At 72.3% G+C, this 14,346-nt stretch carries 14 protein-coding genes; 1 reads left to right on the top strand and 13 read right to left on the bottom strand.

What is annotated here, in order from left to right; genetic code table 11:
• Positions 1–62: 62 nt before the first annotated feature.
• Positions 63–920, bottom strand: a complete 858-nt coding sequence (locus tag MOX02_RS21695; protein ID WP_147027882.1) for a manganese catalase family protein — start codon at positions 918–920, stop codon at positions 63–65.
• A gap of 381 nt (positions 921–1,301) precedes the next feature.
• Between MOX02_RS21695 and MOX02_RS21690 the strand changes: the two genes are divergently transcribed.
• The gene (locus MOX02_RS21690) at positions 1,302–1,811 is read left to right on the top strand and encodes a ferritin-like domain-containing protein (RefSeq protein ID WP_147027881.1); all 510 of its coding nucleotides are present in this window, start codon (positions 1,302–1,304) and stop codon (positions 1,809–1,811) included.
• A gap of 51 nt (positions 1,812–1,862) precedes the next feature.
• Here MOX02_RS21690 and MOX02_RS21685 read toward each other — a convergent pair whose 3' ends face one another.
• The 12 genes from MOX02_RS21685 to MOX02_RS21630 are packed head-to-tail and all read right to left on the bottom strand — an operon-like array spanning position 1,863 to position 14,257.
• Positions 1,863–2,801, bottom strand: a complete 939-nt coding sequence (locus MOX02_RS21685; protein ID WP_147027880.1) for a glycoside hydrolase 5 family protein — start codon at positions 2,799–2,801, stop codon at positions 1,863–1,865.
• Positions 2,798–3,574 carry a TIGR04290 family methyltransferase gene (locus MOX02_RS21680; RefSeq protein WP_147027879.1) on the bottom strand — a complete coding sequence of 259 codons (777 nt, stop codon included), beginning with the start codon at positions 3,572–3,574 and terminating at the stop codon, positions 2,798–2,800. The genes MOX02_RS21685 and MOX02_RS21680 overlap by 4 nt, the downstream gene beginning before the upstream one ends.
• Positions 3,571–4,164, bottom strand: a complete 594-nt coding sequence (locus MOX02_RS21675; protein WP_147027878.1) for a histidine phosphatase family protein — start codon at positions 4,162–4,164, stop codon at positions 3,571–3,573. Before MOX02_RS21675 ends, MOX02_RS21680 begins: the two co-directional genes overlap by 4 nt.
• On the bottom strand, positions 4,161–5,264 hold the full coding sequence (locus MOX02_RS21670) for an inositol-3-phosphate synthase (RefSeq protein WP_147027877.1): 1,104 nt from the start codon (positions 5,262–5,264) through the stop codon (positions 4,161–4,163). The genes MOX02_RS21675 and MOX02_RS21670 overlap by 4 nt, the downstream gene beginning before the upstream one ends.
• A 2-nt stretch (positions 5,265–5,266) precedes the next feature.
• On the bottom strand, positions 5,267–6,313 hold the full coding sequence (locus MOX02_RS21665) for a UDP-glucuronic acid decarboxylase family protein (protein WP_147027876.1): 1,047 nt from the start codon (positions 6,311–6,313) through the stop codon (positions 5,267–5,269).
• 15 nt (positions 6,314–6,328) lie between these two features.
• The gene (locus tag MOX02_RS21660) at positions 6,329–7,438 is read right to left on the bottom strand and encodes a CgeB family protein (protein WP_373866775.1); all 1,110 of its coding nucleotides are present in this window, start codon (positions 7,436–7,438) and stop codon (positions 6,329–6,331) included.
• A complete protein-coding gene (locus MOX02_RS21655; protein WP_147027874.1) occupies positions 7,438–8,544 on the bottom strand; it encodes a CgeB family protein in 1,107 nt (368 codons plus the stop codon). The genes MOX02_RS21660 and MOX02_RS21655 overlap by 1 nt, the downstream gene beginning before the upstream one ends.
• The gene (locus MOX02_RS21650; RefSeq protein WP_147027873.1) at positions 8,541–9,650 is read right to left on the bottom strand and encodes a CgeB family protein; all 1,110 of its coding nucleotides are present in this window, start codon (positions 9,648–9,650) and stop codon (positions 8,541–8,543) included. The genes MOX02_RS21655 and MOX02_RS21650 overlap by 4 nt, the downstream gene beginning before the upstream one ends.
• Positions 9,647–10,762, bottom strand: a complete 1,116-nt coding sequence (locus MOX02_RS21645) for a glycosyltransferase family 4 protein (protein WP_147027872.1) — start codon at positions 10,760–10,762, stop codon at positions 9,647–9,649. Before MOX02_RS21645 ends, MOX02_RS21650 begins: the two co-directional genes overlap by 4 nt.
• Positions 10,753–12,045, bottom strand: coding sequence for a TIGR04295 family B12-binding domain-containing radical SAM protein (locus MOX02_RS21640; protein ID WP_147027871.1), 1,293 nt, complete (start codon positions 12,043–12,045; stop codon positions 10,753–10,755). Before MOX02_RS21640 ends, MOX02_RS21645 begins: the two co-directional genes overlap by 10 nt.
• Complete coding sequence (locus MOX02_RS21635; RefSeq protein WP_210250396.1) at positions 12,042–13,148, bottom strand: SDR family NAD(P)-dependent oxidoreductase; 1,107 nt, start codon at positions 13,146–13,148, stop codon at positions 12,042–12,044. Before MOX02_RS21635 ends, MOX02_RS21640 begins: the two co-directional genes overlap by 4 nt.
• Positions 13,145–14,257 (bottom strand): NAD-dependent epimerase/dehydratase family protein, encoded by a 1,113-nt coding sequence (locus MOX02_RS21630; RefSeq protein ID WP_147027870.1) that lies wholly within the window; start codon positions 14,255–14,257, stop codon positions 13,145–13,147. Before MOX02_RS21630 ends, MOX02_RS21635 begins: the two co-directional genes overlap by 4 nt.
• Positions 14,258–14,346: the final 89 nt, after the last annotated feature.

The raw sequence follows: 14,346 nt of genomic DNA, 5'->3' as shown, positions 1-14,346 counted from the left end.
CGGGGGAGCGCCGCCGCGCCGCGGAGGCCCGTCGGACCTCGGGCGCGGCGGCCTCGACGGGATCAGCCCATCTGCTGGCTCTGGGCGCCGCTGTCGGGGCGCGCCGGGCCGAGCACGGGCTCCTCGCCCATCGGCGCGTTCTGGACGACGCTGAAGTTGCCCTTGCCGTCGAGGGAGGGTCCGCTGGTCCAGCGGCCCTCGGGCGGCGGCGAGCCGTCGTGCGAGGTGGAGAAGAACGCGTAGTTGTACTGCTGATTCTCCTTCTCCTGCGGGAAGCTGTTCGGGATCGGCAGGTTGCCCTCCTTGCCGCCGAGCTCCTCGACGACGGCGAGCCACTGCTGCTGGTGCATGGTGTCGCGCGCGATCAGGAAGCTCCACATGTCCCGCATGCCCGGGTCGTTGGTCGCGTTGTAGAGGCGGACCGCGAGCACCCGGCCGGTGCTCTCGGCGGCCACGTTGCAGTACATGTCGGCGGCGAGATTGCCGCTCGCGTAGACGTGGCTCATGTCGAAGGGCAGGCCGTCCGAGTTGCCGGGGAACGCGGCCATGCCCGTGGACAGGAGCGTCTTGTGCAGCATGCCCTCGGCCACGTGGCGCGGGTTCTCGCCGCCCATCACGGCGCCGACGATCGCGTCGGCCGCGCCGGCCTCCTGCACCTTCGTCGGGGCCTTCTCGAGGTTCAGGGCGACGGCGGTGGCCAGCATCTCGATGTGGCCGATTTCCTCGGTGGCCGTGTTGAGGATCATGTCGCGGTACTTCGTCGTCGGGCCGCGGGCGCCCCAGGCCTGGAAGAAGTACTGCATGCAGACGCGGATCTCGCCCTCGATGCCGCCGATAGCCTGCTGCAGCATGCGCGCGTAGATCGGATCGGGGCTGTCGACCTTCACCGGGTACTGGGTGCGCTTGTCGAAATAGTACATGGGTACGGCTCCTGCTGATGCGCCCGCCGGTGCTCCAAGTGAGCCCGTCCGCCTCGGCCGCTCGGGCCCCGCTCAGGCGCGCCGGAGCCCCGCCGCCGCGACGTCGGCCCCGCGGGCAAGCGTGCCGTGACGAAGCATGCGTGGATCCGAACCTGAGGAAGGCCCCGATGATCGACCGGGCGGCCGCGGGTTTCTCCGGGAAAATCTCGCTCGTCCGACGTTGTTCCGGGATTTTTTTCGATGTTTGGCATATTAACCTGGATCAATTTTGAAAAGACAAGCTATACCTTTGCCATTCTGCTTGGCAGGCAATGACGGAACTTTCCGGTGCGTGCGGATTTGCGCTCTCGAAATCCACGACATCTGACAAGGATGATTGGAATGGCTCTAGACGCACGCGACATCTACATCACCGCGCTGAAGAACACGCACGCTCTCGAGATGCAGGCGCTGCAGATCATGGAGCGGCAGGTCGAGCGCCTGCAGCGCTACCCCGAGATGGAGGATGCCCTGCGCCGCCACATCGAGGAGACGCACGGCCAGCGCGCGCGCCTGGAAGAGGCGCTGCAGGCGGTCTCCGAGAGCCCGTCCGCGATCAAGGAGGGCATCCTCGGCTTCGTCGGGAACATGATGGCGCTCGGCCACACGCCGGCCCAGGACGAGATCCTGAAGAACGCGTACGCCAACCACGCCTTCGAGAATTTCGAGATCGCCGCCTACGAGTCGCTGCTCACCATCTGCGAGACCGCCGGGCAACAGGGCAGCATCACCGGGTTCCAGCAGTCGCTGCGCGAGGAGGAGGCGATGGCGCGCAAGGTTCGCGAGCTCGTCGGCCCGACGACGCGCCGCTACGTCGAGTTGACCGTCGCGGGCGACAAGGCGGACCGGTAAGCCGGCCACTCCGGCCTTCGATCGAGGGATGCTGGCCGGGCGCCGCCCGGCTCAGAGCGCTCCCTGAAGCATGATCTCGCCGGCGTCGGCCGCGACCGTCTGCCCCGGTGCGTAGCGGCGGACCATCGCCGCGCAGAACTCGGCGAACTCCTCCCGCACCAGCGGCGCGCTGGTGTGGTGAGGGGCAATGCCGCGATGCTCCGGCGTGAAGCAGAAGGTGACCGTCACGTCGAAATCCGCCAGCGCCTCCATCTGGCGGTCGAACCAGTCGAGGGCGTTCGGGCGGAAGCTGTCGGCCCAGGAGAGGCCGGTGCGCAGGTAGGTGACGCCGAGCCGCCTCATCCAGGCGACCGCCTCGTCGAGCCGGTGATCCTCGAAGTGGAACCACTGGCAGAGCCCGAGGTCCGGCGCGTGCCGGGCGAAGGCGTCGAGCGCGAGCTTCGGCGTGCCGTCCTGGCGCAGGAGGCCCATGTGGAAGTGGCGGTAGTAGGAGGAGCCCTCGGCTTCCTTGTGTCTCGTCGTCGCCTCCCATTCCCGCGGCAGGTCGTAGAGGCTGTACCAGTGGATGCGCGGCGCCCGGCCCTTCAGCAGCTCGGCCGTGCGCTCGCAGCCCCAGGCCTGCACCTCCTCGGCACCGAAGCTCGACACGCCCACCTCGGAGACCCAGACCGGAAGCCCGGTCACGGCACGGATCTCCTCGATCTTTTCCGGCCATGCGTGGATCGGCCAGAGGTTCCAGTCGAGCGGGAAGCCGTGCACCGCCACAGCGTCGACGGCCGCCAGCACGCCCTGGCCCTCCATGCGGCGGATGAAGTGCGGGTCGATCGGCGAGATCCCGCCGAGCACCCTCGGCAGTGCCGGGTTGACCGCCCGGATCGCGTGACCGGCGTCCTTCACCATCTCGGAGAACAGGAACCAGTCGGGATCGAGCACGGGGTCCCAGTGCGACTTGTTGTTGGGCTCGTTCCAGAGCATCACCGCTTCGATCATCGTGCCCCACCCCCCTGCGCGCCGCGCGCCGGATACGCCGCCTCCGCCCCGTAGGGCCGCTCGGCGCACCGGCACAGATAGACCTCGGATTCCGGCCGGCCCTCGATGGTGAAGCCGCTCGCGCGCAGCATCGCCTCGATCCCGGCGCGGTTCGGGATCCACCAGTTCGTCACGTCGTGCGCGTAGGCGCGCTCGACGAAGTGCAGCCGCGGGTAGCCGGGCCGCTCGAACTGGTCCATGTCCCAGAAATCGCAATCCTCCGGTACAGGCTCGATGGCGGGCGAGCCGCGGAGCATCGACTGGAAGACGAGGAGATCGCCCGCCACGTGCTCGCGGATCAGGTCGAGGGCGAGGAGCGGGTGCCGCAGGTGGTAGAGCACACCCATGAAGAGCACCACGTCGAACCGTTCGGCGAGCGCGCCGACATCGTAGACCGACAGGTTGCGGAACTCGATCCGGTAGCCGAGGCGCTCGGCGGCGAAGCGTCCTTGCGCGAGATAGCGCTCGTCCGAATCGAGCGCGACGACCCGCTCGGCGCCGCGCCGCTTCATCTCGATCGCGTAGAAACCGCCGTTGCAGCCGATGTCGAGGACGCTCCGGCCGGTCAGGTCCGCCGGCAGGGCGTCGCTGAAGCGGCGCCACTTCACCGCCGGGTAGTCGCCGAGGAAGTGGCCGGGCGCCGTCCAGACCCCCTCACCGAGGTCGATGTTGTGGAACCAGGGCCCGAGCGCCTCGACGCTGCGGCGCAGGTCCGCGAGTTCGGCCTCGCTCATGGCGCGCACCTCTCGTTGAGGGAGACGAGCCGGCCGCCGCCCGGCCAGAGGGCGACCTCGCTGCGGGACGCCGGATCGACCACGAGGCTGTCGTAGGCGTCGAGCGACAGGCCGAGAAGGCGCAGGATCGCGGCGCGGATCACGTCGCCGTGGCTGACGAGAATCGCGGGCGGCCCCTCCTCGCCGGCCAGCCGGTCGAGGAGGCCGCCGGCGCGCCCTTGAGCCTCGCCCATGCTCTCGCCGCCGGGCGGCCGGGTGTCCGAGCGGGCCGTGTTCCAGGCCATCCAGGCGGGATCGTCCGCGAGGTCTTGGAAGGCGCGGCCCGTCCAGGCGCCGAAATCGATCTCGTCGAGCTCCGCCGCGGTCTCGATGCTCAAATTCAGGTTCTCGGCGATCGTTGCGGCGGTCTCCTGCGCGCGCGCCAGCGGGCTCGCGAGCAGGCGCCCCGCGCCGCAGGCCGCGAGGAGCCGGGCGAGCGCGCCGGCCTCGGCGCGTCCCTCTTCACTCAGGGACACGCCGGGCATGCGCCCGCACAGGATGCGCCCGAGCCGGTCGTGGCTCGCGTGGCGCACGAGGATCACCCGCCTCATGCGCCGGTTCCGGCGCGCCCGTCCGCCTCGCCCGCGACGAAGGCGAGCATCCGCCGGTGCGCCTCCGCGTCCGTGAACTGGACGGGGGGCGACTTCATGAACCAGCTCGACGGGCCGACGAGGGCGCCCCCGATGCCACGGTCGAGGGCGAGGCGCGCGCAGCGCACGGCGTCGATGACGATGCCGGCCGAGTTCGGCGAGTCCCAGACTTCGAGCTTCAGTTCGAGGTTCAGCGGCACGCCGCCGAAGCCGGTCGCCTCCAGGCGGATATGCGCCCATTTCCGGTCCGTCAGCCACGGGACGTGGTCGCTCGGGCCGACATGGATGTCGCCCGGCGCCAGCGGCGTCTCGAGCTGGCTCGTGACCGCGCGGGTCTTCGAGAGCTTCTTGGATTCCAGCCGCTCGCGCTCCAGCATGTTGAGGAAGTCGGAATTGCCGCCGAAATTGAGCTGGTAGGTCCGCTCCAGCTTCACGCCGCGCTCGCGCAGGAGGTTGGCGAGGACGCGGTGCACGATGGTGGCACCGACCTGGCTCTTGATATCGTCGCCGACGAGCGGCAGCCGCCGCTCCTCGAAGCGGCGCCGCCACGCCTCGTCCGAGCCGATGAAGACGGGAATGCAGTTGACGAAGGCGCAGCCCGCATCGAGGGCGCAGCGCGCGTAGAACTCGCTCGCGCGTTGAGAGCCCACCGGCAGGTACGAGACGAGGACCTGGGTGCGCGTGCGCTCCAGTTCCGCCGCCACGTCCGCGACCGGCTCGGGCGATTCCGCGATGACGTCGCCGAGGTAGCGCCCGATTCCGTCCAGCGTCGGCCCGCGCCGGACGATGACGCCGGTCTCCGGCACCTCGGCGAAGCGGTGCGTGTTGTTCGGCGCCGCGAGGATCGCCCGTGCCAGATCCTGCCCGACCTTGGCGGCCGAGACGTCGAAGGCCGACACCACCGTGACGTCGCCCACCCGGTACCCGCCGAGATCCGGCATCGTCAGGCCCGGCACGGCCTCCTCCGGGCCGGCGGCCCGGTAGTGGTGCAGGCCCTGCACGAAGGAGGAGGCGCAGTTGCCGACACCGACGATGCCGACGCGGACGGGATCGCGGGGCATGGTCAGCCCTGCGCGATGCTGTGCAGCGCGGGCTCCAGCCGGGGCCGGGCGGCACCGCCGCGGGCGGCGCCGACGACGGGGACGTGGTCCCGCCGCGCCACCTCCCCGGCGAACCACGCGATCGTCTCTTCGAGCCCGCTCTCCAGCGCGACCCGCGGGGCCCAGCCGAGCAGACGCTCCGCCCGGGTGATGTCGGGCCGGCGGCGCTGCGGGTCGTCCACGGGCAGCGGACGGCGCACGATCTGCGAGCGCGTGCCCGTCATCCGGCTCACCAGCGTGACGAGCTCCGCCACCGTCATCTCGCGGGGGTTGCCGAGGTTGACGGGACCGTCCGGCGCGGTCTCCCGGCGCATCAGCCGCATCAGGCCGTCGACGAGGTCGCTGACGTAGCAGAAGGAGCGGGTCTGCTCGCCGTCGCCGTAGACGGTGATCGGCTCGTTCGCCAGCGCTTGGCAAACCACGTTCGAGACGACGCGCCCGTCATCGGCCCGCATGCGCGGCCCGTAGGTGTTGAAGATCCGCGCGACGCGCACGTCAAGGCCGTAGCGGCGCCGGTAGTCGAAAGCCAGGGTCTCGGCGGAGCGCTTGCCCTCGTCGTAGCAGGCGCGCGGGCCGGTCGGGTTGACGTGCCCCCAGTAGCTCTCCTCCTGCGGGTGCACCTGCGGGTCGCCGTAGACCTCGCTGGTCGAGGCCTGGAGGAAGCGGGCGCCGGTCGAGCGCGCGCATTCGAGCATCCGGTGGGATCCGACCACGCAGGTCATCATCGTGTGCTGCGGATCCGCCTGATAGTGCGGCGGCGAGGCGGCGCAGGCGAGATTGAAGATCCAGTCGAAGCGCGGCAGGTCGGGCAGCGGCTCCGTCACGTCGGCCTCGACGAGGTCGAGGCGCGGCTCCCGCGCGAGGTGGGCGAGATTGGTACGCCGCCCGGTGAGGAACGAGTCGAGGCAGGTCACGCGCAGGCCCTCGCCGAGCAGCGCGTCGACCAGGTGCGAACCGATGAAGCCGGCCCCTCCCGCGACGAGTGCCCTGTTCTCTCCGCTGTTCTTCATCGTCCGACCCTTCGCTCACTCAACCGTTTCGAGAGCGGGCATCGAGGGCGCCCGCCGCCCGGACGCCTCCCGCAGATGCCCTTCGAGTTCCGCCGCCCGGTGCGCGGCGCTGTGCCGGGAGAGGATCGCCGCCCGCGCCGCCGCGGCGACGCGGCGGCGCTCCGCCTCCGACTGCCCGCGCAGGACGGCGAGGACGTCGTCGGCGGTGTCGGCGCAGAGGATCTCGCGGCCCGGCGTGAGGATGTCGCCGAGCCCGTCCCAGCGGTCGCTGATCAGCGGCGTGCCGATGCTGCCCGCCTCGAACAGGCGCACGCTCGGGCTCCAGCCCGCCCGGATCATGTCGCCGCGGGTCACGTTGAGGGCGTAGCGGCTCGACGCGTAGAAGTCGGCGTGCCGCTCGGGCGGCAGATGGTCGATCCTGACGACGTTCGCGGGCCAGGCGATGTCGCCCGGGTATTGCGGACCCGCGACCGCGAAGCGGAGGTCCGGCGCCCGCCGCGCCGGCTCCAGGAGAAGCCGCTCCAGGGTGGGCTGCCGGTCCGGGCTGTAGGTGCCGAGATAGCTCAGGTCATAGGCCGGCTCGCGGTCGAGGCGCGGGTGCGCGTCCGGGTCGACGGAGCAGTAGAGCGCGCGCGCCGCGGGCGAGCCGTACGAGCGCTCCAGCCGCGCCAGGGTCGGGCCGCCGGTGAAGGAGAGATAGAGGTCGTAGCCGCGGATCTGCGGCTGCGCGAGGTAGGCGCAGGTACCGGCCTGGAAGGCGGCGAGCGTCACCGGCGTGTCGATGTCGTAGAAGGCGCGCGCGCCACGCGCCCAGGCGAGGACGCGGTCTCCGACCGCGATGCCCTCCGGCACATAGGACCCGACGACGACCGCGTCCGCGCCCGCGATCGCCGCGCGATGCGCGTCGAGGCCCGCGAGGTCCGGATAGAGGACGAGGCGGCAGAAATCGGGCTCCGGCAGGTCGCGATGGGCCGCGTACCAGGGCACGTCGCGCTCCAGGAACAGCACGTCGTGGCCGCGCGCGGCGAACGCCCTGAGGAGCGCCCGGTAGGTCGTCGCGTGGCCGTTGCCCCAGGAGGAGGACAGGCTGAGGCCCAGGACCACGAGGTTGAGCGGGGCGCCCATCAGGCGACGCTCCGCCGGGGCGTGCCCGCGGCCTTGCGGGCGGCTTCGTCCCGCAGGATCGCGTCGACCTGCAGCCCGCGCCGCGCGTAGGTATGCTCGGAGAGGATGCGGGCGCGCGCCGCCTCGCCGATCGCGCGGGCGCGCTCCGGCGTGAGAGCAGCGATGTGCTCGGCGACGTCGCGACCGTCGCGCGCGACGAGAACCTCCTCGCCCGGCTTGAGAAAGAGCTCGATCCCCTCCCAGGCGTCGGTGATGAGGCAGGCGGCGGCGCCGGTCGCCTCGAACACGCGGGTCGCGGGCGAGAAGCCGACCGCCGCCATGCTCTCGCGGGCGATGTTGAGCACGGCGAGCGGGGTCGCGTTGAAGGCGTTGTGGTCGCGCGTGTAGACGTGCCCGAGGTGGCGCACGTTGGTCGGCAGCCCGCGGCTCTCCCAGCCGTTCCCGCCGATCAGGAAGGACCGCTCGGGCAGCCGCGCCGCCGCCACGAGGAAGAAGGTCTCGACGCGCGCCTCGCGGTCCGGGAGCCGGTTGCCGAGGAAGGCGAGGTCGGCCGAGAAGCGCGGGTCCGGCGGCACGGGGTGGTGCGTTTCCGGATCGAGGGCGTTGTAGACCGGCACGCAGGCACGCGCACCGAAGCCCTCGTAGGCGGCGACGACCGGCGGCCCGCCGCCGTAGGTGAGCACGAGATCGAGCATCGGCATCGCGCGGTGCAGCGCGTGGCCGGGGTCGGCGCGCATCTCGGCGAGCGTGGCGGGGGCGTCCACGTCCCAGAAGATGCGGATCGCCTCCGGGCGCGAGGCCGCGACGACCCCCTCCAGCAACGCGTCGTCGAACACGCCGATGCCGCTCGCCTTCACGACCACGTCGGCGGAAGCGGCCTCCGCCACGACGGCGCGCATCGCCTCGGGCGTGGCCGGATAGACGCGCACCTCCGCCCAGTCCGGCGGGTCGATGTCGCGGTGCTGCTGCCGGTCGAAGGCGTCGGGCTCGTAGAAGGTGATGCGGTGGCCGCGCCCGGCGAGGTCGCGCAGGAGGCCGCGGTAGTAGGTCGCCGCGCCGTTCCAGTAGGACGAGAGGAGGGACGATCCGTAGAAGGCGATTCTCACTGCGCGGCCTCCATCGTGTCGGCGGTGCCGAGGCCGGCGGCGATGCCGAGAAGCTCCTGCGCGCGGTGGCGGCAGGTGTGCCTTGCCCGGATCGTCGCGAGGCCGTGGGCGCTCAGGGCATCGCGCAGGTCCGCATCCGCGCGCAGGGCGCGCAGGTGGCGCTCCATCGCGGCGCCGTCCCGCGCGACGAGGTAGTCGGCGCCGGCGGTGAACAGGCCCTCGGCATCCTCCCAGGGGGCGGATGCGAGCGGGATGCCGCAGGCCAGCGCCTCGAACACCCGGATGGTCGGGATGCCGGGCAGCGCCTTCACGTAGAAGCGGCGCGGCACGTGCACCGTGACGAGGTGGCGGGCGAACAGGTCGGGCGCGGCGGCGTTCGGCGCCCAGCCGTGATAGTGCGCGCCGTAGCGCGCCAGCGTCGCGCGCGCCGCCTCCGGGTAACGCACGCCGTAGATGTCGAGGGGCAGCCCGGCGGCCTGGGCCGGCCGGAACAGGAAGGTCTCCAGTTCCTGCGTGCGCTCGCCGTCGCCCCAGTTGCCGATCCAGACGAGGCCCTGCCGCGCGCCGGGCTCGGGCGGGCGGAACAGGCGCGTGTCGGCGGCCTCGTGCCAGACGAAGGCCCGCCCGCCCCAGCCCTGCGCCCGGTAGACCTCGGCGAGTGCCGCGCCGAAGGCGAGGATCCCGTCGTAGCCGGAGAGATCGAAGGCCGCCATCTCCTGCGGGGCGCTGACCGCCCGGTGATGGGTGTCGTGGAACAGGAGCGTCCCGACATGCCCGAGCTTGCGCGACCGCCCGAGCGCCGCGATCAGGGCCGGCTCGTTCCACTCGTGCACGATCACGAGGTCGGCGCCCGCGGCCCGCTCCACGGCGAGGCCGTCCTCGCCGTAGGTGAGCGACGACAGGTCCGGATAGGCGGCCCGGTACCGGTCGAGGCCGGCCTCGCCGTGGTCGCGCCGAAGATTCTCCAGGCTCCAGGCTCCAGCGGGCTCGTGCGCCTCGACCCGGTGCCCGAGGGCGATCAGCTCGCGCAGGACGCCGCGGAGGAAATGCGCGTTGCCGTGGTTCCAGCATGAGGAAAGGGAGTGGGTGAAGTAGGCGATCCTCATGCGGCCGCCTCGCGCAGGTGTCGCGCCGGCCGGCCCGCGAGGAGCCCGCGGAACACACCGGAGACCCCCTCCACCATCGCGGCGAGACTGTGATCGGCCGCGCGAGATCGCGCCGCCGCGCCGAGGGCCGCGCGCCGGCCGGGATCGTCCGCGAGCGACGCGATGGCGGACGCGGCCGCCTCTTCCTCGGGGGGCACGAAGAGCGCGGCGCCGTCCCAGAGCTCGCGGAAGGTCGGGATGTCGGACAGGACGAGGGCGCAGCCGGCATCGGCCGCCTCCAGCACCGCCAGTCCGAACGGCTCGTAGCGGGCGAGCGAGACGAAGACCGGCCGCCGCGCGAGCTCCCGCGCGATCCCCGCATCGTCGAGCCGGCCGAGGAGCCGGAGATGTCCGGCCGCCAGGCGCTCCCCGTTCGGTCCCTCGACGGGCCCGGCCGCGCGGATCGTCCAGCGGGTCCGGGCCGCCACGCGGTCGAGCAGGGCGGCATTCTTGCCGCCGTCCCAGAGCCGGCCGGCCGTGAAGGCGTGCGGGGCCGGCTCGCCGACCGCCGCACGGCACGACGATCTCCGGCCGTTTCGCACCACCCGCGGCGGCTGGGTAAGGCCGTAGGCCGCCCGCGTCGCCTCGGCGAACGCGGAGGTCGGCGCGAGCAGGGCGTCCGCCGCCCGGCAGCCGCGCGCGACGAGAGCGCCGCGCCACGCGAGATCGTCCGGCAGCGGGCCGGAGCCGCAGGCCGCCCACCACGTCGTCACGCAGGAATGGCACACGGCGACCACGGGCACGTCGAAGGCCGCCACGGCGAGGGCGGGACTGTGGAGATGGACGAGATCGGCGCCTGCCTCGCGGGCGAGCCGCGCCAACGCCGCCGCCGCTTCGGTCACGGAGCCTGCCGAGTCCGCCGTCCAGTCGAGGGGAAGGTCCGTGATGCAGAAGCGGGCGCCCGTGCCCACCTCGGCCGCCGCGATGATCTCCGGCGCCGGCGCGGGACCCATCAGCGCCACGGTGACCCGGAAGCCGTCCCGGCCGAGCCCCTCCGCGAGGTCCAGCGTGTAGGGCCAGACCCCGCCGAGCGCGTCGGCGCTCATCAGGACGTGGGATGATCTCACCGGCATCCGCAGGCCGCCTCGAGCTCGGCCAGCGGCAGGGGCCGCTCCTCCTGGATGTCGCTGAAGCGGTCGAACTGGCCGAGGTAATGCGCGTGCGCCCGCTCCCAGGCCGCGCCGTCCGGCTCGCCCCACAGGCGCCTGTAATCGGGAGAACTCGGGTAGGGGTAGAGCGGCACGGGGTCGTTCGCCCAGACGCCGTGACCGCGCAGGCGGTCCCGCCAGGCGGCGACGAGGTCGGGATCGTCGCCCGCCACCGCGATCAGGTTCGCCTGCACGAACGGCACCGTCCGGCGGGCGTGGATCAGCCGCTCGGCGAGTTCGTCGGTCGAGGCGCGGCAGTTCTTGTCGAGCTGCGCACGGCCCTCCTCGGTCAGGCTCTCGACGCCGGCCTCGATCGAGACGCAGCCCGCCGCGCCGAGGAGGTCGAGCATGTCCGACTTCCAGAGGTCGATCCGCGTCTGGATGCCGAAGCGGACATCGCGACCGACCAGCGCCTCGAGCAGCGGCTTCTGCGGCAGGAAGATCTCGTCGATGAAGTAGAGGTAGGTGGCACCCTGGGCGATCAGCCCGTCGACCTCTTCGAGCAGGAGCGTCAGGTCGCGGCGGCGGTACTTGTCCCGGAAGTCGATCTTTGCGCAGAAGCTGCAGGTGTAGGGGCATCCGCGGGACGCCTCGACCTCGGCGCCGGGGCCGTCCGGCGCCGCCTCGAAGCGGTGGTGGTGGTGACGGTGGCGCGCCACCCAGGCGTCGGGCCAGCGCAGGGCGGGCAGGTCCGTGAAGCGGCAGGCATGCGGCGGTCCGGTGACGACGATCTCATCGCCCTCCCGGTAGGCGAGCGCGGGCACGCCGCGCAGGCTCTCGGCGTCGGCGAGGCGGGCGACGATCTCCTCGCACTCGCCGCGCACCACGACGTCGCAGCCGAGCTTCGTCAGCGTCGTCCCGGGCGTCGCGGACCCGTGCGGGCCGACCGCCACGGTGCGCCCGCCCCGCGCGCCGAGCGCGTCGAGGAAGAGGCGCGGCACCCGCAGTTCCGGCGGCGCGCAGCGCCAGAACAGGTAGGTCGGCGCCGTGGTCACCACGGTCATGCCGGGCGCGAAACCCGCGACGGCGTCGGCGGCCGCCCGCGCGTCGAGGCCGTCGAGATGCGCGTCGACGATCATCGCCTCGTGCCCGGCCGCGCGCAGCAGGGAAGCGGCGTAGCCGAGTTCGAGCGCGAGATGCGGCTCGCGGCAGCCGAAATAGATGCTGTTGCGGTAGTCCCAGGGCGGGTTGACGAGCGCGACCCTCATAGAGCCGCCTCCCTGAGCCGCGGCCGGGCCGGCTCGGCGGCGTTGCGCTCCGCCGACAGCCACTCGCGCAGCCAGCCCGCGAGCATGCCGACGCCCTCGCGCCAGGGCGTTGCGGGCGGAAGCGCCAGCGCCTCGCGGACGGCGCGCGTGTCCGAGACGTAGTAGCGCTGGTCGCCCGGCCGCCAGTTGCCGAACTCGGTCTCGACGGGGCGCCCGATCAGGGTGCCGAGATGGGCGAGGAGCTGGCGCAGGCTCACGGCGTTCTCCGGGCCGCCGCCGAGGTTGAACGCCCGGCCCGAGACGCGGTCGATCCGCGCCAGGGCGGCGCGGTATGCGGCCACGGCGTCGCGGACGTGCAGGATGTCGCGCACCTGCCGCCCGTCGCCGTAGAGCGTGACGGGCTGGCCCTGCAGGGCGCGGATCAGGAAATGAGCGACCCAGCCCTGGTCCTCGTTGCCCATCTGGCGCGGGCCGTAGATGCAGCTCATCCGCATCACGGCGGTCGGCACGCCGTAGCTGCGGGCGTAATCGAGCACGTACTGGTCGGCGGCGCCCTTCGAGCAGCCGTAGGGCGTGTGGAAGTCGAGCGGCCGATCCTCCCCGATGCCGCGGGCGCGCAGGCCCGGATCGGTCGGCAGGTAGGCGTCGCCCTCGAGGGCGAGATCGATGTCCGGCAGATCGCCGTAGACCTTGTTGGTGGAGGCGTAGAGGAGCGGCACCGGCGCGCTGCGCGCCCGGATCGCCTCCAGCAGGTTGAGGGTGCCGCCGAGATTGACCTCCATGTCCTCGCGCGGGGCGACGAGGCTCGTGGTCACGGCGACCTGCGCGGCGAAGTGGAACACCGCGCCCGCCTCCGCCACGGCGCGGGCGAGCTCGCCCCGGTCGCGCACGTCGGCGAGGATCGCGGTGATGCGGCCCGGATGGCGCTGGCGGAGCCAGGCGAGGTTCGCCTCGACGCCCGCGCGGGCGAGCGCGTCGTAGACGATGACCTCCTGCCCCTCCGAGGCCAGCGCGTCGGCGAGGTTCACCCCGACGAAGCCGGCGCCGCCGGTGACGAGGGCCGGCCGGCCGCCGTCCCGGTTCGCGTTCGCGGGCGCGCTCACGCGACGAGCCCCCGAGCCTCGAGCTCGCGGCGCGCCTCCGCGACCCGGTCCACCGCCTCCTGCTCGGCCACCCAGGCGGCGAGCTCCGCCAGTCCCTCCTCGAAGTCGCGCCTCGGGGCGTAGCCGAGCTCGCGCTGGATCTTGCCGATGTCGGCGATGCAGTGGCGGATATCGCCGGCCCGCGCCTGTCCGGTCACCTCGGGCTCGATCCCGCCGCGGCCCATCGCCCGCGCGAGGAGGCGCGCCACCTCGCTCACCGAGCGGTCCCGCCCGCTGCCGACGTTGTAGACCTGCCCCGCGGCGGCCGGGTGCTCCAGCGCCAGGACGAAGGCCTGCGCCACGTCCTCGACGTGCACGAAGTCGCGCCGCTGCTCGCCGTCCTCGAAGATCATCGGCGGCTGGCCGTTGTGCAGGCGCGAGGCGAAGATCGCGAGGACGCCGGTGTAGGGGTTCGAGAGGGCCTGCCCCGGCCCGTAGACGTTCCAGAGGCGGAGCGCGACGCCCTCCATGCCGTAGGCGGGCGCGAGCGTCAGCGTCAGGCGCTCCTGCATGTACTTCGTGAGCGCGTAGACCGAGGCCAGCGCCGGCTGCTTCGATTCCGGCGTCGGCGCCGGCACCATCGGGCGCCCGTCCGCACCGGTCGGGTCCCAGGGCTCGCCCGGGGCGCGGGCCTTGCGCACCGCGTCCTCGACCGTCCGCCCGTCCGCGGCGCGGTAGAGCCCCTCTCCGTAGATGCTCATCGACGAGGCGACGACGACCCGCTTCACGGGCGCGTCGATGAGCGCCTGGAACACGGTGGCGGTGCCGCAATCGTTGACCGAGACGTAGCGCTCGACGGCGTACATGCTCTGCCCGACGCCGACCTCGGCGGCGAGATGGACGACGTGCGTGGCACCGCTCAGCGCCCGCGCCACCGCTTCTCCGTCCCGCACGTCGCCCGCGACGAACTCGATGGCCGGGTCGAGCCCCGCGAGCGTGTCGCGGCCGCCGTGGACCTGGTCGATCAGGCTGTCGAGGATGCGCACGCGATAGCCGCGGCGCAGCAGCTCGGCAGCGAGATGGCGGCCGATGAACCCGGCCCCGCCGGTGATAAGTGCAAGGTCCTTCACGCTTTATCGATGCCCCTGATCGTGTTCGATCGTTGATATGCAGCAAAAAACGAGAGGTGCGCTTATTAACCTGCGTTAAATTTCAGAAG

Origin of the sequence: Methylobacterium oxalidis, assembly GCF_007992195.1 — a bacterium.
Taxonomy (GTDB): Bacteria; Pseudomonadota; Alphaproteobacteria; order Rhizobiales; family Beijerinckiaceae; genus Methylobacterium; species Methylobacterium oxalidis.
The sequence above is the reverse complement of the archived record's forward strand: the minus strand, read 5'-3'. Positions and strand labels throughout refer to the sequence as shown.

Coding starts and splice junctions, on each gene's coding strand:
- MOX02_RS21640 (WP_147027871.1), bottom strand. CDS start 12,045: ATGAGGGTCGCGCTCGTCAACCCGCCCTGGGACTACCGCAACAGCATC.
- MOX02_RS21690 (WP_147027881.1), top strand. CDS start 1,302: ATGGCTCTAGACGCACGCGACATCTACATCACCGCGCTGAAGAACACG.
- MOX02_RS21685 (WP_147027880.1), bottom strand. CDS start 2,801: ATGATCGAAGCGGTGATGCTCTGGAACGAGCCCAACAACAAGTCGCAC.
- MOX02_RS21665 (WP_147027876.1), bottom strand. CDS start 6,313: ATGAAGAACAGCGGAGAGAACAGGGCACTCGTCGCGGGAGGGGCCGGC.
- MOX02_RS21645 (WP_147027872.1), bottom strand. CDS start 10,762: ATGCCGGTGAGATCATCCCACGTCCTGATGAGCGCCGACGCGCTCGGC.
- MOX02_RS21670 (WP_147027877.1), bottom strand. CDS start 5,264: ATGCCCCGCGATCCCGTCCGCGTCGGCATCGTCGGTGTCGGCAACTGC.
- MOX02_RS21675 (WP_147027878.1), bottom strand. CDS start 4,164: ATGAGGCGGGTGATCCTCGTGCGCCACGCGAGCCACGACCGGCTCGGG.
- MOX02_RS21650 (WP_147027873.1), bottom strand. CDS start 9,650: ATGAGGATCGCCTACTTCACCCACTCCCTTTCCTCATGCTGGAACCAC.
- MOX02_RS21680 (WP_147027879.1), bottom strand. CDS start 3,574: ATGAGCGAGGCCGAACTCGCGGACCTGCGCCGCAGCGTCGAGGCGCTC.
- MOX02_RS21695 (WP_147027882.1), bottom strand. CDS start 920: ATGTACTATTTCGACAAGCGCACCCAGTACCCGGTGAAGGTCGACAGC.
- MOX02_RS21660 (WP_373866775.1), bottom strand. CDS start 7,438: ATGGGCGCCCCGCTCAACCTCGTGGTCCTGGGCCTCAGCCTGTCCTCC.